The organism is Borreliella chilensis (genome assembly GCA_000808095.1).
GTDB lineage: Bacteria > Spirochaetota > Spirochaetia > Borreliales > Borreliaceae > Borreliella > Borreliella chilensis.
In genome coordinates, this window is sequence record CP009910.1 from 660,602 (window position 1) to 685,800 (window position 25,199).

Below are 25,199 nucleotides of genomic sequence, written 5' to 3' on the forward strand. Positions count from 1 at the left end.
TCTTTTTAAAGATTATATTAGTTTTTAATTTATTTGTCAATTTCTTTAAATGAGTTTAAGCGTTCTAATATTTTTGAATCTCTTTTACCAGATTTTTTGCTTAGTGTAAGAATAGTCTTTTTGTTAGAAATTATTTCTAAGCTATCTTTAGCTCTTGTTATTGCAGTATACATAAGTTCTTTTGTCAAAAAGGGGTTATTTTCTAATATTACTTTTATATGTTTGTATTCAGATCCTTGGCTTTTGTGTATTGTTGTAGCAAAGCTAAATTCATAATGTGTTAGTAAATCTAAATTTATTTTTTTATATTTTTCATCTTTTCTTTGGAATAAAGCATAAAATTTGGAATTTTCGTTAAAAATTATACCCCGTTCTCCATTAAATAATTTATTTTTATAGTCAGTTTTGGTTATCATTATTATTTGACCGATTAAGTTTCCGTAGATCTTTTTTAGATGTGTTTTTATTATTTCATTTAGTGTTTTAGTTCCAAATTTTCCAAAATTTTTTGAACTTAAAATTATATTTTCAAGTAGAGTTTCAAGTATTGTTTCAATTTTTGATTCTTTTAGTAATTTAAGATTAAAAACGGGTATTTTTCTATATAAATTGTTTGTATATTCTATTAAATCTTTTTTTAAATTTATTTTTTCTATTTCTTTTAATTGGATGTTTTTATTGTTATTAATGTATTTACAGATCAAGGAGCTGTCTTCTTTATATATAGCTTTTGAGAGTAAATTTATTTCTTTGTTGCTCCTAAAATTTTCTTTAAGATCTTCTACATTATCACTATTTATTTTTTGTATTTCTAGAAGGCTTGAATATACATTTCCTTCATTTATCGATGGGAGTTGATTTTTATCTCCTACTATTATTAATTTAGTAGTTATTGGGATTGCTTTTAATAGCTTTAAAAATGTATATGCATCTACCATTGAAGCTTCATCGATTATTATTACATTAAAATTTAGTTGATTTTCCTCATCGTATATATTTTTTTTGTTTATAAATTTAATTCCCAATAGTTTTTGGATGGTACTGCATTCTATTTCCAAATTTTTGAATGAGTAGTCTATGCTTGTTTGTAACCTTAGGCTAGCTTTTCCTGTAGGCGCTGTAATAGCTATTAATCCTTTTTTTTTACTATTACTATTTAATGTTGTATTAATTGCCTTTAATATATAGTTAATAGTTGTAGTCTTACCTGTTCCAGGGCCACCGCTTAATAAAAAGAAGTTACTTTTTAATGCCTTTTTAACAGATGTAATTTGTTCTTTATTTAAATTATTGGTGTTAAAATTTGATATTATATTATTTATTTCGTTGTCATTTAATTCACTTTTATTGTTTTCTAATCTTTTTGTAATTTGTGTTATTAACTCTTCTTCTTCTCTGTAGTTTTTTTGAGTATAAATGTAAATATTATTTTCTAGTATTAATGGAGTTGTAATTTTAAGCTTATTTAATTCCATTAATATGTTGTTTCTCTTTAAAAGTGGTATTATATTTTTGATAGTGTTTAGGTTTCCAAATATTTCTAGTTCTTTTAGCATTTTTATTGCTTTGTTGTAAATTTTGGTGTTTTTTTCTAGATTATCTTTTGTGAATGTTATGGTATTTTGAATATCTTTTGCTAATAAATTTATATTAGCTCTTAAATGCCCTTTATCAAAGTAGTTAAATAAAAATATTAAAAATATTGTAATATGTTCATTATTTATGGACTTTGTAAGCGTTTGTGCTTTATAGTAATTTTTTTTATTGATATTTAAAAGTTCAATTATTTGATAAAATTTAAGCTCGGGAGTTAAGAATTTTTTATTTTTGTCTTTTAAAAATTCTCTTAATACCAAAAAATCTCTCATAGTCACCTTTTAATACTTAATTCTAAAATAATTTTATCTAAATCTATGTCATTGAATTTTGGAAGATCAAAATAAATACCATTTTCAAATTTTGATTGCAAGCATTCAATATTATCTTTAAATGCTCTTGTAAAAAGATATATTACTCCGCCAAATTTTTGGTTATATTCTTTTTTGTCTTTAAATAATATTTTTTTCATTCCAAGCACATATATTTTGTATTGCAAATCATAATATTCTTTTTTTATTATATGTTCTAAATTTTTTACATTATAGTCATCTTTATCTTTTCCAAGATAGTTTGTTTTGTAATCTAGGATATATATTTTATTATTAGCTTTAAATATTAGATCTACTATTCCTTTTAAATACCCATCATTTAACTTTATGTGAAGATCTTTAAAGTGATTTTCAAAAAGATGTTTTTGTTTTTGAAAATCAGGATTTATTTTGATTAAAAATTCCATTTCTTTTTGCAGTTCTTCAATATCACACAGACGAGTATTAATTGCTCTTATTTTATAAGTTAGTATATTATAAATCATTTTAGTTAATGAATTTTGTATTTCTACTGTATTGAGATTTGAGTTGATTTTTTTTATTTGTTTTTCAATAGTTTCAATGTTATTTTTTTTAAAATTATCAAATGTATCTCTTGCTGTACTAAAGATTATTTTTTCCATTGAAGCATGCAAAATGTTTCCACTATCTTTTCCTTTAGGTAAAGTCTCTTCTAGTATAGAATCGTCATCAAGCTCAGCTTCTTTTTCGTAGCCAATATTTTTAAAATCATAATCTTCATAAAATGTTGTATGATGAGCTTGTGCTGTTAGGCTTGAAAAACTAGATGTATATTCTTTTTTAAACATATTTTTAATTATTGGCTTTGGTGGGATTAGTTTAGCATGTACATTTGCATTGTTCTTTTTTTTATTGAAATTTTTTTGGCTAATAAATTCATATATGTTAAAGTCATGTTTGATTTTATCGATAGTAAAAATTTTTGCCATTTCTAATAATTTGCTAGTTATGCTATTTATTTTTGTAATAAAAATAGCAAATTTAGCTCTTGTTGCTCCCACATAAAATATATTTTTTTCTTCACTTATCATTTTTAGTTTCGCATATTTTTTATTTTCTTCTAATTTGAAAAAATCATATTCAATGTTTCCATCCTTATAAAATTTGTAAAAATAATTTTTTTTTGAAAAAACATTACTACTTCCTATTGGAGATGTATTGATTAAAAATACGATATTCATGCTAAGCCCTTTTGATTTGTGTATTGTCATCAGCTCTATAGATTCATTATTTATGGTATTGCTATTTTCTTCTATTTCTTCGGACTCTTCGTTTATTATTAGACTTTCTAAAGTAGAGATTAGAGATTGTAAGCTTTGTTCTTTATGATATATTTTAGAGATATTCTCAAGGACTGTTTCATGGGTTTTTAAGTTTTCAAACTTACCCTCTTTAATGAGAAGGCCTTTGTAATTGATTTTATTTTTTGCCCATTCAATAATTTTTTGATCTTTGGTAATATTTGCAATTTTGATCCACAAGGTTTTTTCCAATATGATTTTGTTAATTGCATTTATTAATGTTATTTCATTTTTTTCAAGCAAAACCGTTATATTGTCAATAAATTCTTCTATTAGATGAATTTTTTCTTGTTTGATTAAAATTCTTTGCAAATTCCACGGTATATTTAGTATTTTACTGTTTAGAATGTAATTTAAATTTTTAAAACTTTGTTTTCGATCTAAACATTTAAGAATATAGAAAATGTCGTTAAATTCTTTGGTTTTAAAAAATTTTTCTTGAGTTTTGTTTGTTTGGATTTGTTCTTTTTTTAATGCTTTATCAATTAAATTGATTTCATTTTTTCCTCTACAAAGTACTTTAATGTCTTTCATTTTAATATTTCTAATCTTATTATTTTCAACAATTGTTCCATTTGTAAGTAAGTATTTTATTGTTAATGCTGTTTTTTGGTAAATATCTTCTTCGTTTTCGGTATTTGCATTTATTATATTGATCCCTTCTATTTCTTGTCCATTTATAAAAATGTTATTTTTATCATTTTTATGACTTGGAATTGAATTTGTAAATTCAATTCTTTCAACTTCATCAACTACTGCAGTATTGTATATATTATTAAAAATTTTATTTAAAGGTTTAATAAGTTTTTTACTTGATCTGTGATTTGTTTGCAGTACAATTTTAGCGTCTTTGTTGATTTTATTTTTTATTTCTTTATTATAAAATGAGATGTCGGCTTTTCTAAAAGAATATATTATTTGTTTGGGATCTGCTATGAATATCAACTTTATTCCTGCCGATTTTAATATTTTGAATATCTCTATTTGTGCTAAGCTTAAGTCTTGTGCTTCATCAATTAAAATGATTTTATATCGATTTTTGATTGCATTTAAAAGTTTTTTATCTGCTGATTTTAAATAATTTTTTAAATTTAAAATTATGTAATTTTGATCTATTATGTTTGTTGATTTAATAATTTTTTCTAGTTCTTTTTCTATATACTTTAGTATTTTGTATTCCACTTTTAAAATGACGTATTGCTTTAAATTGTTTCTATTTTTATTTCTATTGTCTTCTGATTTATATTTCTCATGTTTAATATTCATTCCCAGATGGATTAAATCATTTTTGATCTTAAGTTCTTTAGGTAGCAATTTAATATTTTTTTTAGTTTCTTTTTCTATTAGAGTTGAAAAAAATTTATTTTTTAATAATATTTCTGTTATTTTAAATATGTCATTTTCTTTAGAATATTCTATTTCAAGTTTGCCAGTTTGAATATGTTTATTATAAAAACCTAGTATTTCATCTGCGGTCATTTTTTCTAAGTTTTCTATTATTTTATTGTAATCTTTTGTTAACTCTGTCTTTTTTAGAAGAACTCTTTCAAATGATGTTTGTTTGTTAAGCCAATCTCCAAGTTCTTGAGTTGCATCTCTTTCGTAAGCTTTTTTTATTTTTAAAACAATTTCTTCTGTTTTTTTAGCATCAGATTTAAACACTTTGAATTCGTAATCCTTAATATCAAGGGCTTGAATTAATTTATCTGATTTTCTTAAAAAGTCATAGATTATTTCGTCTATTTCTTTTGTAAATTTTTCTTTAGGTTTATATTTGGAGTAATTTTCTGTTTCAATTTGAAAATTATTTAATGCATGTAATGCAAATTTATTAATTGTTGATATAAAGAGTTTTTTTGATTGCTCATAAGCTTCTTTTAGAATTTCATTTGTTTTTGAGTTAATATAAGCATTTTCTATTGCTTTGAGTATTCTTGTGTGCATTTCTTCTGTAGCTTTTTTTGTAAAAGTTAATACCAAAATTTCATTTATGGAGTATAGTTTATTTGCCATTAAATTTATAACCACATTTTCAAGTATGTGAGTTTTACCAGTTCCTGCCGATGCTTCTATTAGTATTGATGTATTATTTTTAATTTTTTCTAGAATTTTATTCATAAATTTTAATTTTTTCCCTTTATAAATTTAATGTAAAATTTTTCTATCAATACTAGTAAATTTTTGTCTAGTTTTAAATTATGAGTGTCTTTAAATCGGTTATAGTAGTCGCAAAATGTTATTTCGTTAGTTTTTAAAAATCTTTCGTGTGCTATGCTTGTGGAATAGGCTTTAGTTGGATTTTTTATTTGCATTTTTATGAAATTCTTAAAACAATTTGAAAAATTCTTTTGATTTGTTTTTGTCAAAATTTTAATTATTGAGTTTTGGTAAATTGGAGTTGGATAACTTGATATGTATGCAAATTGCATAAGCATATTTTCAATGTCATCAAGTATTATTTCTTTGTAGTGATATCCAATAGTTGTTTTTGCAGATAAGCTTTCAAGATTAATTTTTACTTCTGTTAATGAATTGAAATTTTGTATTTCTTTTTTTATTAACAGTCCTATTATATATAGATCTATTTCATTTTTTATTTTGTCTGGGATGCTACTATAGTCTTTTTTTACAAAATTTAAATAAAAATAATCGTTTTCGATTTTATATATATTATCAATATCATTTTTAAATTCAAATTCTATTAGTTTTTTTTGGAATTTGATTTTTATTGTTTGACAAAATTTAACTTTGGTTTTTGTCATTGTTGAGAGGGCTTTTAGACTTTTAGTAGTGTTGTGTTTTAATTTATTTATTCTCTTAAAGATGTGATTTATGGTTTTTTTTTGATCTATGTTAAAAGGAATATTTCCTTGTTGTATTTCATATCTAATGTTTTGTTTAATTACTTCTATTGCCTTACTCTCATCAGCTTTTGATTCCATTATGTATTCATGTAGCGGTGTTGAGTTTTTTATAAATCTGTAAACAATCTCACTAGCATTGAAGATTTGTTCTTCTTGTTTTTCTTTGATTTCGTTTTCCAAACTTATGTCTTGTATTTTAACGTTTAAAGTTTTTTCATAAAAATGTTTGTAAGGATTAGAAAGAGCTTTTTTTAGTTCATACAAATTTATTTTAATTGGGCTTTCTAGTTGAATTTTATTTTGTTTGAACTTAATTGGCTTAGAGCTTTGTAGTATTTTTGCGATATTAAAAGCTTCTAAATCGTAGTTTATTAAGTTGTTTTCTTTTGTGTCTTTAAAATATTTTAAGTCATAATTTTCGTTAGGATGTTTCTCGATTTGAAAATTTTTTTCATATTTTTGTATGTGATCTAATATTTTGTTTATTGCTTTTGATTGATTAATTTCTAAGTTTAGATTGTCTTGAAATGAATAGTAAAGGTAAAACTTGTCTGATGTTGCAAAAATTAAATTAAAAAGAGTTGTGATGGCCTCTTTTTCGATGTTCTCGTATTCATAATATTCATTTAATAAATTCATATTATCATAATTGATTTTAGAGTTGAAGTTTTGAAATCCTAAAAAATGAATTTCTTTTTTTTGAAGATATTCTATTTCTTTGTAATTTGCAATTAATATTCCATTTTTATTATACATTACTCCAGATTTTTCTTTCTCAAGACTTTCTTCAAGCATAATCTTAAAAAGATAAAATTCGATTTTTAGTTCATTAATTTCTTTTAAATAGGTTTTGCAAAGATTGTCATTCAAGTCTTTTGGAAAATTTTTAAAGGATTTTATTTTATTTTTTAAGTATTCATCAGTTGTATTAAATTCTTCAAGATCAATATATTTTTGAATAAAAATTTCTATTATTTCTGCCCATTCATATACTTTGTACGCTTTATTTTTAAAAAAGTTTATATCTTCATATAAACTTTTTACTATTGTTATAAGTTTTATTATTGATTCTTGATCTTGAAATTTTATGCTTTCTTTTTGAATTTCTCCTTCGTATTTTTCGTCAAATATTTCAGACATTAAAAATCGATTAAATCCATCTTCCCATGAGTTTAATAAGTTTTGATCGTACTTTAGATTTTCTTTGTGGGTATTATTTGCACCATAACTAATGTTCATTGCATCGCTAAATTCTATTAAATAGTTTAATTCAGATGTTGATATATGAAATTTTTTCATTACTTTATTGTTACTTATCAGATTAAATATTTCTTTTCTGCTGAAATTGCTAATTGTTCCGGTTTTTGATATAAAAAGATCCATTAATCTTTTTAAGGCTATTATGCTTTCTCCTTTTGACAAATTGTTATAGCATAGAAGGCTATATTCAATACCATATTTATTTAGGCACTCTTCTATATGTGGCAAATATTCATTAAATTTTTCTTGCAAGCAAGTTATTGTTATTTCGTTTAATTTTAGGTTGTTTTTTTGTATAGAGTGTACTATTTGATTTGTCAAAATTTCTACTTCACGTTTTTGATTTTTAGCTTCTATTATTTTAAAGCTATCATCTAATTTTGAAAGTGGAGTTTTTGCTATAATGTTATTTTTAATACTTGTTAAAAAATTTTTACCTTTAAATAATTCAATATCTACTTTTTCTAAGGCTTGATATTTTATAGGATTGTTTTTTTCTGTTGTTAAAAGTAATTCTTTAACAAGATTGGATTTATAGTTAAACAAATCTTCAAAAATTAACATGTACACTTTAATATCAAAAATTTTTTCTAAAGAGTTAAGAGCTTTTTTCTCAAGCTCTTTATTGTTGCCAATAAATATTATTTTTTTAATTTCAATTTCTCTATTTTTTTTTGGTTTTTCCTGCATTATTTTTTTATGTAAATTTAAAATGTTTTTTTGCTTTTCAAAAAGCTTTTTAAATAGTTCTTTTTGCATATTTTCGTAGGGCTTTAAATTTTCTTCTTGGAATAAAAATCCATCTTCTTCCCAGGTTTCAATTAATTTTGAAAATTTTGAGTAATATTGGTGAAATAAATCTATTATTTTTGATGCAAAAAAGTATCTATTTTTTGTTGATTTGAAATCTTGTGTGTTTTTTAGTTTTTCAGTTTTTAATATATTGTATAATATAAATTTTTCTGTTTCCAAATAAAATGGAAAAGTGTTCTTTTCTATGTATTTTTTTATGTTGGGATTTTTTAAAGAAATTTCGTATATGCTTTTTATAGCATTTTTTTTAATATTTAGATTATAAGAAATTTCACTCAGTTTTGCTATAGTTTTTTTAATTTCGTCTTTTAGAAGATCATTTTTTACTACAATCAATGTTTCTTTCTTGAAGATATTATCGTTTTGAGTTAATTCTTTAATTTTATTATAAATTTTGCTTACTTTGTTAGTTTTATATATATTCACAGATTAATTGCTTTTATTATTCTTTATAAGCTTGTTTCTCAGTTTTCTTAAGTTTTTACTGATGCTAACTTTATATATGTGTGGATTAATTATTCTTTTGTATGTATGTTCAAGCTTGCTTAAGTCAAATTTGGTTTTATTTCTAATATTGTCCAGATTGGACTCATATCCTTTGCAAAGTTTCCCATTTTCCAAGATATTGTGAATTAGAAATTCAAAATCATCATATTGTTTAATGGTCTTGAAAACGTTCTCTTGTATTGGATGAAAAATGGTAAGTTCTTTTCTTGAAGCTAGATGAGCTTTGATTTTATCTTTTTCTTCTTTTAGAAAGATAAGATCAAAGCTCATTTGACCATTTGAGTAAATTCTTACAAGTTCTTTTTGGGCAGGTAATGTTGATTTTTCTGTATTATTTGATATTTTCATTTTCGGTATAAATTCCCCATTTTTTTCTATAGAAATCATTTTATATACTCCCGAGAGATTTGGGTCTCCTTTTGCTGTAACCAGATTTGTTCCAACTCCCCAAATATCAATTGGAGCATTTATTGAATTTAAATACATAATAATATTCTCGTCAAGTTCATTAGATGCAATAATTTTTACGTTATTTAATCCATTTAGGTCCAATTCTTTTCTTGCTGCTTTGCTTAGATATTCAAGATCTCCACTGTCAATTCTTATTGAAAAATTATTATTTTTGTTTTGTTTTAGTTCTTTAAATATTTTAATGGCGTTTTTTAATCCGCTGTTAAGTGTATCATAAGTATCAATTAGTAAACTTACTTTGTTTGGATATGTTTTTACGTATTCTCTGAATGCTTGTTCTTCGTTTTCAAAGCTCATTATCCAACTATGGCTCATAGTTCCTGTGACTGGTATATTATATTTGTATCCAGCAAGCATGTTGCTTGTGAAGTCTGATCCTCCTATGTAGGCGGCTTTGCTAGCAGAAAGAGCGCCATTTATTCCTTGTGCTCTTCTTAATCCAAATTCTGCTAAAATTTTTGCACCAGATTCTTTTATTCTAGCTGTTTTTGTTGCTATTAAACTTTCAAAGTTTATTATATTTAAAACCAGCCCTTCTATTAATAGCAATTCTATTAGATTTCCTTCAATTATGACTATTGGTGTATAAGGAAAAACTAGTCGACCCTCTTCTATTGAGCTTATTTTTATGTTTAGTTTAAATTCTCTGAGAAAGTTTAAAAATTTTTTGTCTAACATATTCAAGCTTTTTAAATATTTAATTTCATTTTCATTAAAATTAATCTTTTTTAATTCATTAATTAATGTATGAATCCCAGCTAAAACAATATAGCCGTTTTTAAACGGTGTTTTTCTAAAAAAAACTTCAAATTTTGCTTTAGGATTGATGCCTTTTATAAAGTAAGCATTCATCATTGAAATTTCATAAAAATCTGTAAATAGTGATAGATTTTTCATTCTCCTTATTATATACTAGTTTTGTTTGTAAAAAAATGGTATTTAATCTAAGCGTAATTATATTTTTTGATTTTATTTATTAATATTTTTTTGTAATATATAACAAATTGATTAAATTGGGCAAAATTCTATGGTAGAAAAGAATGTTTCTAATTTTGATATTGTAATTTTTGGAGTTACTGGCAATTTATCTAGGAGAAAGCTTATTCCTTCTATTTTTAATTTGTTTAAAAATAGATATATTAGTAATTTTAGGGTTATTGGTTTTTCTCGCAAAATTTTTACAGATAAAGAATTTAGATCATACATTAAAGATTCTTTATGGCAGGAAGAAACCGATTCTTTGATTGAAATTTTTTTGAATTTCTTTATTTATATACCTGGTGATTTTAATGAAAAGGAGCCTTATGTAAAATTATCTAAATTTTTAGATAAAAATCGAGAAACAATATACTATCTTTCGACGTCTCCTATATTTTATGGGCCAATAATTAATCATTTAAAAGAGTTTTTTTTAAATGAAAGATTAACTTTGTCAAAAATAGTTCTTGAGAAGCCTTTTGGTTCTAGCCTTGAGACAGCAAAAAAATTAAATAGTTTGCTTTATTCTGCTTTTAGAGAAGATCAAATTTATAGAATAGATCACTATTTAGGCAAAGAGACAGTGCAAAACATTTTTACATTTAGATTTGGTAATTCTATTTTTGAAAATATTTGGAATAATCGTTATGTGGATTTTGTTCAAATTACAGTCGCAGAGGAATTGGGTCTTGATGGGAGAGCGGAGTATTACGATTCTGTTGGGGCCTTGAAGGATATGGTTCAAAATCATATTTTACAATTATTGAGTCTTGTTGCAATGGAATCTCCTATTAAATTTGATTCTAAGTTTATTCATGATGAGAAAGTGAAAGTTTTAAAAAGTTTGAGAAAGATTAGTAAAGATGATGTTAAAAATTGTATTGTTAAAGGACAATATATAGGCTCACAAGTTCAAGGGGTTTTTAAAAAAGGATATAAAGATGAAACAGAATCTTTGGTAAATTCAAATACTGAGACTTATTTAGCCATGAAGGTGTTTATTAATAATTGGCGTTGGTCCGGTGTTCCTTTTTATCTTAGAACCGGTAAAGGGCTTGCTAGAAAATTTTCAGAAATATACATTCAATTTAAAAAACCAAGCTTTACTCTTTTTAACAATAGTTCGGTTGATTTTTCAAATGCTTTAATATTTAGAATTCAGCCAAGAGATGGAATTGAAATCAAATTTAATACTAAGAAACCTGGATATAATTATGAGATTCAAACTGCTAATATGGAATTTTCATATCACGGAGCATTTAAAAGATTGTTTGATGAGGCTTATGAGCGCTTATTGTTAGATGCTTTTTTAGGAGATGGTACGTTGTATGCTACAAGTGATGAGATTGAAAGTTCTTGGGAATTTGTTTCAGACATTGCAAATAAATGGGAAGATGTTGAAATTTGTAATTATTTTTATGGATCTGAAGGGCCAAAAGAGATAGATTCTATTTTAGAAAAAGATCATTTTTGGCGAAAAATTTAATTTTCCAGTTTTTTAAAAAGTCCTTTTAAATATTTCAAGAGAATAAGAGTTTTATCCCCAATTGGTGGGGGGTAAAAAGTATTTATTTAAAATAGTTTATGCATCGACTATCAATTTGAGTTATCATTAAAAGAATATAAACCAATCTTTTTTAAAAAGAATGTCTATATTTAAAGGGATGGATATGGAAAATGTTGAAGCAAAAATTCAGTCAAATTTTTTTGGGCTTATTCCTTTTTTTGTTTTTATTATTATATATTTAGGCACGGGGATTTATTTAGAGTTTCTTGGCATAGAAATGGCTTTTTATCAGCTTCCAGCTAGTGTTGCAATGTTTTTTGCTTCTGTTGTTTGTTTTTTAGCGTTTAAAGGCAAATTTTCTGAAAAAATTCATATATTTGTTAAAGGGGCTGCTCAGCATGACATTATACTAATGTGTCTTATTTTTATGCTTTCAGGAGCCTTCTCTGCTCTTTGCAAGGAAATAGGTTGTGTTGAAACTGTAGCAAATTTAGGCATTAAATATATTAATACTAATTGGATTGTTTCTGGTATATTTTTTATAACTTGTTTGATTTCTTTTTCTGCAGGCACTTCTGTCGGAGCTATTGTTGCAATTGCTCCTATTGCTTTTAATATTGCTGTTAAAAGTGATATTAATCCGAATTTGATAGCAGCATCTGTAATGTGTGGAGCCATGTTTGGAGATAATCTTTCTTTAATATCAGATACAACTATTGTTTCTAGCCGAACTCAGGGTAGTAGCATCTTAGATGTTTTTATTAGTAGTAGTTTTTATGCTTTTCCATCTGCTATACTAACTTTTTTTTCTTTTTTCTTTCTTTCTGGGAATTTGCTTAATGCTACAAACTTGTTAAATGAAGATTCAATAGATTTGGTGAAAACTGTTCCGTATTTAATAATTATATTTTTTTCTTTGATTGGGATGAATGTTTTTTTAGTTCTTTTTTTGGGTATTTTTTCTATATGTCTTATTAGTGTTTTATATAGTAATTTATACTTTCTGGATGTAATGAAGAACATTAATCAAGGGTTTTTAAATATGGCAGATTTAATTTTTCTTTCAATTTTAACAGGGGGAGTTTCTTTGACTGTTATTCATAATGGAGGTTTCAAGTGGTTGCTTATTAAATTGAAATCTTTGATTAGAGGAAAAAGTTCAGCTGAATTTTCTATTGGTGTTTTTGTTTCAATAGTTGATGTTTTTCTTGCTAATAATACAATTTCTATACTTATTTGCGGCAAAGTGGCAAAAAGGATAGCTTTTGAAAATAACATTAGTTTTAGAAGAAGTGCCTCTATTTTAGATATGTTCTCTTGTATTTTTCAAGGTATTATCCCTTATGGTGCTCAAATGATTATTTTAGTAGGATTTTCAAATGGACTTGTGTCGCCAATTAGCGTTTTGCCATTTTTAGTTTATTTTGGATTTTTATTAGCTTTTGTTCTTTTATCTATTTTTGGAATTGATATAAAAAAGGTTTTTTTATATTTCCTTAAAAAATAAAGGCTTTGAGAATTTTAAAATTCTCATTGTTCAATTTTTATTGTTTTAATTTAGAATAATTGGTTTTAATTGTATTATATGATTTAGGAGGTTTAAAATTGGAAAGAGAAAATAATATAGTTCCAAATTTTTGGGGACTTACGCCTTTTTTTCTTTTTATAGGAATTTATGTTGGTACAGGACTTGTTCTTTATTTTAATGGTGTAGAAATGGCTTTTTATCAAATGCCCCCTATAGTTGCTATGTTTATTGCTATTGTTTTGACATTTATTTTTTTTAGGGGATCTTTTTTAGCAAAAATGAATAAATTTATTGAAGGGTGCGCTCAACAAGATGTTATTTTTATATCTTTAATATTTATGTTATCTGGTGCTTTTTCCACTGTTTGCAAAGAAATAGGAAGTGTTGAAGCTGTAGTAGATATTGGCCTTAAATATGTTCCATTGAATTTGCTTGTGTGTGGAATTTTTTTAACTACTCTTTTTTTGTCTTTTTCTACTGGAAGTTTTATGGGGACTGTTATTGCGGTTGCTCCTATTGCTTTGAGACTTGCAGATAAAGTGAATATTTCTCTTCCTTTAGTTGCTGGGGCTATTCTTAGTGGTGGTGCATTTGGAGACAATATGTCTTTAATATCAGATACCCCTATTATTTCAAGTCGTACTCAAAAGGTGAAGGTTGTTGATGTTTTTAAAAATGGAGCTTTTTATACGTTTCCAGCGGCAATTTTAGCAAGCATTGTTTTTGCAATTTTAGGTTCTTATTATTGCAAGGCTGATAATTTTATTATTGAGCCTAGTGAGATAAATTATTTTAAAATTGTTCCATATATTTTTGTTATGGTTGTCGCAATTTCAGGCTTTGATGTGTTTTTAGCCTTGTTTTTAGGTATTGTTGTTGCTGGTATTATTGGAATGTATTATTCGGATGTTACATTTTTACTATTAGCTAAAAAAATCAACGAAGGATTTTTAGGTTTAGGGGAGATGTTTATTCTTGTTGTTTTTACAGGTGGAATTTCTTATATGGCAATTAAGTATGGAGGATTTGATTGGTTACTGTTAAAATTGCAAAAAATGTCAAAGTCTAAAAGAACTTCGGAATTTGTAATTGTAGTTTTAGTTGGTATTTTGACCACTTTCCTTGCAAATAATGGACTTGCTATTTTAATGAGTGGATCTGTTATAAGGTCAATAACTAAGGAAAATGATTTAAATCCAAAACGTATTGGAGCTTTGATTTGTATGTCATCGTGCCTTTTTTTAAGCATTTTGCCTCATAGTATGCATGTTATAGCTCTTATAGATTTTACCAAGGGTAAACTTTCTCCTTTTGACATTTTCCCATTTTTAATTTATCAAGGATTTTTAGTTTTATTGATTGCTTTATCCATAATTGGGCTTGATGTAAGATTGGTATTTAGACCTTTTTTAAGTAGTAAACATAAATCTTAAAAGCTGTTAAAATGAAAGCTTTTAAGATTTATTTTGTATTTTAATGATTTAAGAAGATATATTTACATATATTTTTAGTATTTCTTCTTTTATTTTTTTAGGTATTTTTTTAAAAATTTCAAATTTTGAAAAATCTTTTGGTATAAATTTTTCTTCTAAATATAATTTCATTTCGGGATTATTTTTTGCCTCTTCTTCTATTCTTTTGATTATATTTTTATTTGGAGAATTATATCTAGTTTCTTTGAAATTTTTATAAGAGGGTTCATTTTCGTATAGAAAGTTTATAAATTTGTAGGCCAATTTTTTATTTGGAGCATCAATAGGGATTACAAATGCGTCTATCCACAGATTAGTGTTTTCTGGTGCATAGAAGTCTAGATTTTTATCTTTGAGTATGGCGCTTTGTGCCTCACCACTCCATGTAAGCTGAATGGACGCTTCTCCGTTTAGTATTAAAGATTTTGCAGGCACGTCTGAGAAATAACCTATTAATAGTGGGTTTTGGATTTTTAAAAGTTCGCCAGCTTCTTTGATTTTATCTGTATCATGTTCATTTATTGAATATCCAAGTTTTTTTAGAGCAACCCCGATATTATCTTTAGGAGAATCTAGCATTGTAATTTCTTTTTTATATTTTTTGTTAAATAATATATCAAAACCTTGCATGTCGTTTATATCTATTTTAGTTTTATTGTAAAGTATACCCATTAATCCCCAATAAGCTGGTACTGAATAGAGATTGCCAGGATCATGTTCCAGATTTGTAAGATTTTGAGAAATATTTTCTGTTACATTTGGCAGTTTAGAGTAATCTAATTTTTCAATTTTGCCTTCATCGATTAATTCTTGGATTAAATACTCTGATGGGACTATTATGTCGTAATAGTTCTTTGTGGTGTTAAATTTAGCCATCATTTCTTCATTATTATGAAAGATTTCATAATAAATTTTTATATTATTTTCCTTTTCAAATTGCTCTAATAAAGTCTCGTCAATATATTCTGCCCAATTAAATACGTTTAAAGTTATTATGTCTTGTCTAGTGCAAGCAAAGGTTGTAAGAATTGTTATTAATATAAAAATTTTTTTCATAATCACTCCTTTTTTTATTTTAAAGTTCGGTATCTGTTGTTAATTTTTTAATCCCTATAAATTTATTAATAATAAACAAAAGGCTTAATATTGTAAAAAACAATATTGCAGAAATAGCATTTATTACAGGTTTGATTCCTCTTTTTGTTAGCGAGTTTATTAAAATAGCTAAATTATTAAATCCTTGTCCGGTAGTGAAAAATGATATAAGAAAATCGTCTACTGATAATGTGAAGGCAATTAAAGCTCCAGTTGCAATGTTCCCGACGATTTCTGGATAAATTATATTGAAAAATATCTGAATTTCTGAGGCTCCAAGATCTTTAGCTGCATCAATAATGTTATTGGGAAGAGAATATAATTTGGGTAAAATGGTTATTACTATGTATGGTGTTGAAAAAATTATATGTGACATTAGCATTGTAGGAAATCCCAATTGCATTTTTATTGCAGAATAAAACGTCATTAAGCTTATTCCTGTTACTATGTCTGGATTAATTATTGTTATTTTATTTGCCGATAATAGTATTGTTTTTAATTTTTTGTTTTCTGTTTTGTAAATTGCATAAGCACCAATAGTTCCAATAATAACAGAGGTCAAAGATGAAATTGTAGCTATTAAAACGGTATTTAATATTGCTGATTTGATTTGACTTGAGTCAAAAATTTCTTTATACCATTTCAAGCTAAATCCTTGCCATATAAATCCACTATCGCCAGAGTTAAAAGAATAAATTATTAAAATTATTATTGGGAGGTAAATAAAGCTGATTATTAGAAATAAAAAAATGTTTTTAAAAACCCTAAACATATTTTTACTCTCCACTATTTTTTTGCATTAATTTTATTATTATTAAATTAAAAATTAATATTACTAGCATTACAATAAATGAAATTGCAGCTCCAGTATTCCAGTCTTCTATAAAAAGAAACTGTTTGCTTATTAGATTTCCTATTAAAATTTGTTTAGAGCCTCCTAGTAAATCTGAAATAATAAATACTGTTATTGAAGGAATAAATACCATGATTATTCCAGTTGCTAGGTAAGAGAGTGTTAGGGGTATTTTTATGTAAAGCAATATTTGCCACATTCTTGCTCCAAGATCTTGTGCTGCCTCAATATATTCTGGTTTGATTTTTAAAAGGCCTGTGTATATTGGCAAGATCATGAAAGGAAGAAAATTGTATACCATGCCTATTGTAACAGCTTGTTCATTGTAAAGAAGGTCTAAATTTCCAATTCCAATCTTTTCAAATAAGTTGTTGATGAATCCGTTTTTGCCAAGTATCCTCATCCAAGCATAAGTTCTAAGTAATGTATTTATCCACATGGGAAGTATTATCATTATGATTAATTTGTTTTGAGCGCTTTTTTTTGATAATGAAATTAGCCAAGCGGCGGGATATCCTATTAAAATACTAAAAATTGTTGCTATTGCTGCTAATTTTAGACTTCTTGAAAAAATATTAAGATAGCTTGGTTCTAAAAGTCCAATAAAATTGTGGATTGTAAATTCATAGTTTTCATTTAAAAATCCTAGCAATATTATTATTAGTAGGGGAAGAATGGTAAATGTTAATAGGAATATAGAGTATATAATTAATATTAATTTTTGCATAATTATTATTCCTTGCGCATAACATGGATGTCATCAGGTTCTAAGAATATGTCAACTTCTTCTCCAACTTTTGTAAGTCTTGTGCTTTGAACTATCCAATTTGTTTTTTGAATTTCTAGAGTCATTTCGTAATGAACACCTTGAAAAATTGCGGATGTTATGGTTCCGCTTAAATGTCCTTTGCCTTTTGGAAGTAGTTTTATATCTTCTGGGCGTATAACAAGATCAACGACTTCTTCAGCTTCAAATCCTTTGTCAAGGCATTCAAATTCGTGACCAAGCAAGCTTACAACCAGTTCTTTTTTGTATGTTCCATCAAAAATATTACTTTCCCCAATAAAATCGGCTACGAATTTTGTTTTAGGTTCATTGTAAATTTCCTCAGGTGTTCCCACTTGCAAAATTATTCCTTCATTCATTACAACAATTCTATCGCTCATTGTTAATGCTTCTTCTTGATCATGAGTAACATATATGAATGTGATTCCAAGCTGACGCTGTATTTTTTTTAATTCTTTTTGCATCTCTTGTCGCATTTTTAAATCAAGGGCCGAAAGAGGTTCATCTAGTAATAAAAGTTTAGGTTCCATTACCATTGCTCTTGCTATTGCAACTCTTTGTTTTTGTCCTCCTGATAGTTCGTTAATATTTCTATATGCATATTTTGGCATTCCAATCAATGAAAGAGATGTTTTTACCTTTTCTTTTATTGTTTCTTTTTGTGTTTTTTTCATTCTAAGTCCAAATGAAATATTGTCAAAAACATTCATATGGGGAAAAAGTGCATAATTTTGAAATACTGTATTAATTTCTCTTTTATTTGAGCTGGTTTTAGATATTTCCTTAGAAAAGAAATAAATTTCCCCATTTTTTTGACTTAAAAAACCACCCAATATTTTTATTAATGTTGTCTTTCCGCATCCAGATGGACCTAGTAGCGTAATAAATTCATTTTTTTTAATTTTTAAATTTATGTTATCTAAAGTTTTGTTTGTGCTGTTATCATAATAATGACTTAAGTTTTTAATCTCTAGGATACAATTATCCAACTAATTCTAACCTCCTTGTGGCTGTATTAATACAAATCAAGATTATACTTAATATTATTATTTATGTAAATGGGTTTTTTAAAAGGGATTATAATTCTTGTCAAGAATTATTTTTCCAAATTTGCCTTCTCTGAATTCTTTAATCAATATTTTTGATGCTCTTTCAAGGTCAAGTTCATTTTTTTTATGGATTAATTTTCTTATTTTTGCAAAATTTTGTAGAATATCAAGCGAATTTTTAGAATGTGCTTCATATTTTTTTAGTAGAATGTTTTTATTATTTTGATCCATTATTTCTAGCAAATATAATGCAAGATCTATATTGTCTACTATTTCATTTTTTATCATATCTAGTATTGCAAGTTTTTTTGCAATCGATTGATCTTCTATATTATGCCATAAAATTCCTGGCATATCAAAAAGATTGATTTCTTCATTTATTTTAATTATTTGGACATTTTTAGTGTATCCAGGCTTATTAGCAACTTTTGCACTTTTTTTGCCAGATAATAGATTTATTATTGAAGATTTTCCAACGTTTGGAACCCCAATTACTAAAACCTTTATTTTTTCTTTATAGTTTTTTATCTTTTTAACAATAGCCAATTTTTTAATATTATCTATTATTTGTTTACGCATTCCTTTTTTATAAATGTTACTTATTATTACGGGGTTACCAAGATTTTCAAAATATTTTTTCCATTTTATAATTTCTGTTGTTTGGGCAATATCAGATTTGTTTAAAAGAATTATTTTGGTTTGATTTTTAATAATTTTTTCAGTTAATGGGTTTTTGCTGCTAAATGGAGCTCTAGCATCAAGTATTTCTAGCACAATATTTGTTTTTTGTAAATTATTTTTTATTAGGTCTAAAGCTCTTTTCATATGACCAGGAAACCAATTAATTTTATTTGTCATGCTTAAATTATAGCTTAATGTGGACTGAATAATAAGTTGTTTTTGTTTTCATTGTATTAATTTGGGCAATTTTTTTTAAAAGAATTGTTTTTTTTAAGGAAAAAATATAATCTGTATTTGAGTTTTATATTGTTAAAAAAATAAATTTTGTAGGAGGTTTAATTATTATTGAAAAGATTAAAAAAGGATTAATAGTATCTTGTCAAGCTCTTGAGCATGAACCTTTACATAGCAGTTTTATTATGTCTAAGATGGCTTTAGCAGCTAAAATAGGTGGAGCTATTGGAATAAGGGCTAATGGGGTTAATGATATTAGTCAGATTAAATTAGAAGTTGATTTGCCAATAATAGGTATTATTAAAAGGACTTATAATAACTGCGATGTGTTTATTACTCCTACTATTAAAGAGGTTGATGAGCTTTGCAATGAGGGGGTAGATATAATTGCCCTTGATGCTACTTTTAGGAATAGGCCTGATGGTGTAGTGCTTGATGATTTTTTTAAAAATATTAAAAAAAAATATCCAAATCAATGTTTGATGGCAGATATTGCTTCTTTAGATGAAGCTCTTAATGCTGATAAATTAGGGTTTGATTTTATTGGAACAACTTTGCATGGTTATACAAAAAGTACTGATGGTTTAAATATTGCAGACAACGATTTTGCTTTTTTAAAAACCTTGCTTAATTCTAATTTGAAAGCTGCTTTAATAGTGGAGGGAAAAATAGACACCCCTTTGAAGGCTCAAAAATGTTTTGAAATGGGGGTTGATTTAGTAGTTGTAGGGGGGGCTATCACCAGGCCTGTTGAGATTACTAAAAGATTTGTAGAAAAAATAAATCATTTGTAGAAAAAATAAATCAAATTAAAAGATAATTTTAATTATTATAGGGCTAATTTGTTTTTTATTTTAGGAGGTTTTTATGGTAAAGTTTTTTGAACAAGCTCAAAAATTTGGGAGATCTTTCATGCTTCCCATTGCTATTTTGCCAGCAGCAGGGCTACTTTTAGGGATTGGGGGTTCTCTTTCTAATCCAGAAACTGTCAAGATTTATTCTTTCTTGAATATATTTTTCTTGCAATCAGTTTTCAAGATAATGAGTGCATCAGGTTCTATTATTTTTTCAAATTTAGCGCCAATATTTTCTATTGGGATTGCTGTTGGACTTGCCAAATCGGATAAAGGTACAGCTGGAATTGCTGCATTTATTGGTTATCTTGTGATGAATGCTACTATTGGGGTTTTAATTGATATGTCAGGTGGAGCAGAGTCTTTTTCTAGTGGTGCTGTAGGTCTTGTTCTTGGGATTAAGACTTTAGAAGCAGGAGTTTTTGGCGGGATTATAGTTGGTCTTTTAACATATCATCTTCATTCTAAGTTTAACAAGGTAAATTTGCCTAAGGTTCTTGGATTTTTTTCGGGATCCAGATTTGTGCCGATTGTTGTTTCTTTTTCTAGTATTTTTCTTGCTGTAATTATGTTCATTTTTTGGCCATTTTTGCAAAATGGAATTAATAAGGTAGGAGGCCTAGTAGATTCTACCGGTTATATTGGAACACTGATTTATGGGATTTTCTTAAGGATGCTTGGACCTTTTGGTCTTCATCATATATTTTATTTACCATTTTGGACAACAGGTCTTGGGGGGTCTGTTATTATTGATGGGAAGTTGATTGAAGGAACCCAGAATATCTTTTTTGCAGAACTTGCTGCTCAAGGTTCAAATAGATTTTTTGTTGGAACTAGTCGTTTTATGAGTGGACGATTTATTACTATGATGTTTGGGTTGCCTGGAGCTGCGCTTGCGCTATACTATACTGCAAGGCCTGAAGAGAGAATAAAAATTTTTGGTCTTTTAATGTCTGCATCTTTAACATCATTTTTAACAGGGATAACAGAGCCTATTGAATTTTCGTTTCTTTTTGTAGCTCCTATTCTTTATGTTGTTCATGCTACATTTGATGGATTTGCTTTTATGTTGGCACATATCCTTCAAATTACAATAGGTCAAACGTTTTCTGGAGGGTTTATTGATTTTATTCTTTTTGGCATTTTGCAGGGTAATTCAAGGACTAATTGGCTTTTGGTGCCAGTTGTAGGCATTGCTTGGTTTTTGCTTTATTACTTTACTTTTGTATTTTTAATAAATAAGTTTGATTTTAAAACTCCTGGTAGATCTCAAGATTTAAGCCCTGAAGATTCTTCAAGTTTGAAGAGTAATGGATTGGAAGAAAATTTTGCTACTAAGGTTATTATCGGGCTTGGTGGCGCTTCAAATATTGTTGAACTTGATTGTTGTGCAACCAGATTAAGGGTTACAGTAAGAGATACTCTTAAGGTTTCTGAAAAGATTTTAAAAGAAACTGGTTCTAAAGGATTGATTATTAAAGGAAATGGAGTTCAGGTAGTTTACGGACCAGGCGTTAGTGTTCTTAAAAATGAAATAGAAGAACTATTGGATGAATAATTTTTTTAATAAGTATATGTTTGTTAAAGGCTATTTTTATTGTTTGTCTTTTTTATGAAATCAACTGTGTACTTTGTGAAGTACGACGTGTTTTGTGCACTTTTATAGCTTTGGTTTCCAATAGGTACGTGTGCGTGTGAATTTTCAATAAGTATAATGGGGATGTCTTTTTTTTGGCCTCCATAATTTTTTATGAATTCGTTTATTTTTATTGGGTCTACTGTATGATCATTTGGTGTGTGGGTTATTATTAAAGGCGTTTTAATTTCATTAAAATCATAGGAATTTAATAATGTTACAAGGCCCATCATTGCAATAATTGCATCTACATGTTGTTCTTTTGAATAGAAGCTTTTTATAGTTATGTGTTCTTTTCTTTTGTCCTCTTTTTCTTTGAACTTATTGTAACCACCTGTTACAAGATGTGCAATTTGTCTTCCCCAGGGATAGTAAACAATATTTGTTCTTTTGTCATAAGGAAATATATTAGGAGATATTAGTGCCACTGAGTTTATTTGGTCTGAATAGTTTGCTAAAGCCCAAATGCTAGCAGCACCCCCATTAGAGGTGCCAATTAGTATTAAGTTGTCACCTATCAGTTTGCCAATTTGAATAGCCTCATCAATGTCTCTCAACCAATCTTGAGTGGTTATTCCTTTAAATGCATTTTTATTGTCGATTCCGTGTCCTTTCAATCTTGTAAAAAAAATATTTGCATTAAGAGCTTTTGCAATATTATTTGGAACCGGATAAATTTCATTTTTTGATGCTCCAAATCCATGAATATACACTACGGAATATTTTGTTTTTTGTGATTCTTTGTACCATATTATTTCTTTTTTTGTATTTTCTTCTAAATTAAAATATAATTCTTCTTTTAATAGGTAATTGTCAATTTCTTTGATATTTTTGGGAATTGTTTTTTTTGAAAATTCATTTTTAAATTTTATTCTTGGACTTACTAGTATTAAGAGTAATAAGAATATAATTATAAAAATGACATTTTTTATGTTCATAGAGTGATTTCCTTGGTATCTAAGTTATTGTTGTTGTTATTGGATTCTTTTTTGTAACAATTATTGCAATTCCCTGAGTAAATTATTTCAATAGATTTTGTCTCCCAATTTTCTCCAAGTTTGTCTTTCAAAATATCTTTAATATCGTCAAGTTGAATTGGGTGGACTTGATTGCATTTGTTGCATTTAAAGTGAGCTATTGTGGAAGCCAAGCTTAGATAAAATTTTGTTTCTTTTTGATCAGTAGTTTTTATATCTTTTAGTATATTTCTTTCTTTTAGAATGTTTAATGTGTTATATACTGTTGCCTTTGATAGGCTTGGAATTTCTTTTATAAGTTTGTTATAAACTTCTTTTGCTGTAAAGTACTCTTTTGGGTTTGATGCTATGTAGAGAATGATTCTGTTTCTCGAATGAGATGCTTTCATTCCCAATTCTGATGTTAAATTTTTCAATAATATAGGATCATTTGTAATGCCGACTTTTTCCAATGTAGAGTGTACGTCTATTATGTTATCATTCATATTATTATACCTTTTTGTTTAAGTTAAAGATTAAACACTTTTAATGTTATTCCTAGGATAATTTTATACCCAGTTATTAATATTTTACTACTTATTATTTATTTATTTTCATATTTTTTTATATTAGTATAAAAAATTAAATTTTTTATTTTTGAATTTAGTTTTATTTTGTTATCGAAATTATTATTTAATGGAAGTATCATTAAATTTATTGTTTGAGAGTAATTTATTATGTCTTGAATCTTAACTGTGTTATAAGAGCCTCCTATGTTTAAAATTAACCATTTTCTAGAATTTATTTTTTCAATTTTATAATTAATTGTATGAATGATTTGTTTTTCAACATTTAAAAAGCTTATAAAAAAGTTGCTATTTTTATCATTTCCTTTAGATATCAAAAATTCTGTACCATTAATGTAGCCTTTGGGATTGTTTTTAGTTATTATTATTTTTTCGTAAGTATCAAGATCGCTATATTTTGCTGTTATTTTTAAATTAGTGCCTTTTGTGATTTCAAAAACGGGTATTTCAAGCGCTGAGTATTCAAGTAGATAGTCAGGATTACATTTTTTTAATGTTTTTTTATCTAAATCTATTTTAGAAGGCCATTCTATTTTAATAGATACAAAAAAGCTAGAGATAGTCTCATCTATAAAAAAATCAATTGTTGATTTTGCAGCAGAGTTAAAAGCCAAATATTGTTTTATTCCTAAAATTTTTTCATTTGAGAAGGAAAATGAACTTTCAATAGATGCTTCTCTTATTAATTCTTTTTTTGATAGAATTTTGAAATAAGTTCTAGATGTGTTTAGAAATTCAACTTTTTTATCTTTAAATTTTATTTTATTTAATTTGCCATTTTCAAATTTGATATTGTATTGGTCGTGAGATAGGGTGAAATCGCCTTCCATATTGTATTCCAAATTTTTAGATACAATGGATTCAGAATTTTTTATAATTTCCTCTTGATTTTTATTTATTAAAAATTCTCTTAAGCTTTTTTCGTTGATTTGATAATCTTTTAGTCTTTTGTTTTGAAAATTTATTATTGGCTCTTGCTCTTTAAGAGAGTTGAATTTTGGAATTTCTAGTAGTTCGGTGGTCAGTTTGGATCCTTCTAGATTTTGTATTTTAATACTGTGTAAATTATTTTCCAAATCTTTTAAATAAAGTAAAAAATTTTTTAATTCTTGATTATTATAAGTCTCTTTAATTTCATAAAAATAAATAAGAGTTTCTACGTTGCTTTTTGGAGAGTCTATTTTTTGAACTTCATATAAATATTGACAATTATTTTTATAAAAAATTAAGTAAGTTTTACTATTTTTACTTTGCCTTATTCCTTCTATATAGTTGAAATTAAGTTTTCTGTATAGCTCAGTTACTTTTTTTCTAAGTTTTTCTATATTGCATATGTAAATCATAATAGGTGTATTTTGAAATATGTCTTTATATCCACTTTTGAATGGATTTTTTAGTGCCCAATATAAATCTAAATGTATTTCATCGTGTAGCATGTATTCATGAGGACTTCCGCTGTAAGTTCCTGGAATATATATATCTGTATTGTTTTTGAATCTTTCAAATAGCCATCTATTTAATTCTTCGTGTTCTCTTAGAATTTCAAAAAAATATATTGGAAATGTCCAGTGTATTTTGTAGGCTAATCGCTTGTGCTCAACCAAATATTTTATATTTGATATTATTGAAAACAGATTTTCCTCTGAAAATTTAGTTATTGAAACAATAATAATGTAAGTTTTTGATTTTTTTAGTTTTCTAAACATAAATTCTTTGTCTTTATAATGTAAAGATCAGTTAATATTTATATTATATAATAAAAATTTGTGCTGTTTTTGTATATTTTGTATTTTTTGATATATAGAAACAATACTCTA

The 25,199-nt window shown here is 26.3% G+C and carries 17 protein-coding genes; 5 read left to right on the plus strand and 12 right to left on the minus strand.

Annotated elements, in window-relative coordinates; all coding sequences use genetic code 11:
* Nucleotides 1-29: 29 nt before the first annotated feature.
* From OY14_03165 to OY14_03180, 4 genes are read right to left on the minus strand one after another with little or no spacing between them, the layout of a single operon-like run.
* A complete protein-coding gene (locus OY14_03165; GenBank protein ID AJA90423.1) occupies nt 30-1,868 on the minus strand; it encodes an exodeoxyribonuclease V subunit alpha in 1,839 nt (612 codons plus the stop codon).
* Nucleotides 1,869-1,870: 2 nt separating this feature from the next.
* Entirely contained in the window at nt 1,871-5,368 is a 3,498-nt protein-coding gene (locus OY14_03170; protein ID AJA90424.1) for an exodeoxyribonuclease V subunit beta, read from the minus strand.
* A 5-nt stretch (nt 5,369-5,373) separates the two neighbouring features.
* On the minus strand, nt 5,374-8,613 hold the full coding sequence (locus OY14_03175) for an exodeoxyribonuclease V subunit gamma (protein AJA90425.1): 3,240 nt from the start codon (nt 8,611-8,613) through the stop codon (nt 5,374-5,376).
* A 3-nt stretch (nt 8,614-8,616) separates the two neighbouring features.
* Nucleotides 8,617-10,062 (minus strand): nicotinate phosphoribosyltransferase, encoded by a 1,446-nt coding sequence (locus tag OY14_03180; protein AJA90426.1) that lies wholly within the window; start codon nt 10,060-10,062, stop codon nt 8,617-8,619.
* A gap of 130 nt (nt 10,063-10,192) precedes the next feature.
* On the opposite strand from OY14_03180, the gene OY14_03185 reads away from it, so the two are divergent.
* From OY14_03185 to OY14_03195, 3 genes are all read left to right on the plus strand, one after another.
* Nucleotides 10,193-11,629 carry a glucose-6-phosphate dehydrogenase gene (locus OY14_03185; GenBank protein ID AJA90427.1) on the plus strand — a complete coding sequence of 479 codons (1,437 nt, stop codon included), beginning with the start codon at nt 10,193-10,195 and terminating at the stop codon, nt 11,627-11,629.
* A 184-nt stretch (nt 11,630-11,813) separates the two neighbouring features.
* The gene (locus OY14_03190; GenBank protein ID AJA90428.1) at nt 11,814-13,157 is read left to right on the plus strand and encodes a sodium:proton antiporter; all 1,344 of its coding nucleotides are present in this window, start codon (nt 11,814-11,816) and stop codon (nt 13,155-13,157) included.
* A 98-nt stretch (nt 13,158-13,255) separates the two neighbouring features.
* Nucleotides 13,256-14,611, plus strand: a complete 1,356-nt coding sequence (locus OY14_03195) for a sodium:proton antiporter (protein ID AJA90429.1) — start codon at nt 13,256-13,258, stop codon at nt 14,609-14,611.
* Between the two features lie 48 nt (nt 14,612-14,659).
* Here OY14_03195 and OY14_03200 read toward each other — a convergent pair whose 3' ends face one another.
* The 5 genes from OY14_03200 to OY14_03220 form a co-directional block, all read right to left on the minus strand.
* Nucleotides 14,660-15,706 (minus strand): spermidine/putrescine ABC transporter substrate-binding protein, encoded by a 1,047-nt coding sequence (locus tag OY14_03200; GenBank protein AJA90430.1) that lies wholly within the window; start codon nt 15,704-15,706, stop codon nt 14,660-14,662.
* Nucleotides 15,707-15,725: 19 nt separating this feature from the next.
* Nucleotides 15,726-16,517: a spermidine/putrescine ABC transporter permease gene (locus OY14_03205; GenBank protein AJA90431.1), complete on the minus strand. Its 792-nt coding sequence runs from the start codon at nt 16,515-16,517 to the stop codon at nt 15,726-15,728.
* A 4-nt stretch (nt 16,518-16,521) separates the two neighbouring features.
* Nucleotides 16,522-17,325 carry an ABC transporter permease gene (locus tag OY14_03210; protein AJA90432.1) on the minus strand — a complete coding sequence of 268 codons (804 nt, stop codon included), beginning with the start codon at nt 17,323-17,325 and terminating at the stop codon, nt 16,522-16,524.
* A gap of 5 nt (nt 17,326-17,330) precedes the next feature.
* Complete coding sequence (locus OY14_03215; protein AJA90433.1) at nt 17,331-18,374, minus strand: spermidine/putrescine ABC transporter ATP-binding protein; 1,044 nt, start codon at nt 18,372-18,374, stop codon at nt 17,331-17,333.
* A 78-nt stretch (nt 18,375-18,452) separates the two neighbouring features.
* On the minus strand, nt 18,453-19,292 hold the full coding sequence (locus OY14_03220; GenBank protein AJA90434.1) for a GTPase: 840 nt from the start codon (nt 19,290-19,292) through the stop codon (nt 18,453-18,455).
* A 140-nt stretch (nt 19,293-19,432) separates the two neighbouring features.
* Between OY14_03220 and OY14_03225 the strand changes: the two genes are divergently transcribed.
* Entirely contained in the window at nt 19,433-20,143 is a 711-nt protein-coding gene (locus OY14_03225) for an N-acetylmannosamine-6-phosphate 2-epimerase (protein ID AJA90435.1), read from the plus strand.
* 73 nt (nt 20,144-20,216) lie between these two features.
* Nucleotides 20,217-21,761: a PTS glucose transporter subunit IIB gene (locus OY14_03230; protein ID AJA90436.1), complete on the plus strand. Its 1,545-nt coding sequence runs from the start codon at nt 20,217-20,219 to the stop codon at nt 21,759-21,761.
* Between the two features lie 23 nt (nt 21,762-21,784).
* Here the strand turns inward: OY14_03230 and OY14_03235 are convergent, their stop codons facing one another.
* The 3 genes from OY14_03235 to OY14_03245 form a co-directional block, all read right to left on the minus strand.
* Nucleotides 21,785-22,777 (minus strand): carboxylesterase, encoded by a 993-nt coding sequence (locus OY14_03235; GenBank protein ID AJA90437.1) that lies wholly within the window; start codon nt 22,775-22,777, stop codon nt 21,785-21,787.
* Nucleotides 22,774-23,301, minus strand: a complete 528-nt coding sequence (locus OY14_03240) for a Fur family transcriptional regulator (GenBank protein AJA90438.1) — start codon at nt 23,299-23,301, stop codon at nt 22,774-22,776. Before OY14_03240 ends, OY14_03235 begins: the two co-directional genes overlap by 4 nt.
* A 98-nt stretch (nt 23,302-23,399) precedes the next feature.
* On the minus strand, nt 23,400-25,088 hold the full coding sequence (locus OY14_03245) for a histidine kinase (GenBank protein ID AJA90439.1): 1,689 nt from the start codon (nt 25,086-25,088) through the stop codon (nt 23,400-23,402).
* Between the last annotated feature and the right edge of the window lie 111 nt (nt 25,089-25,199).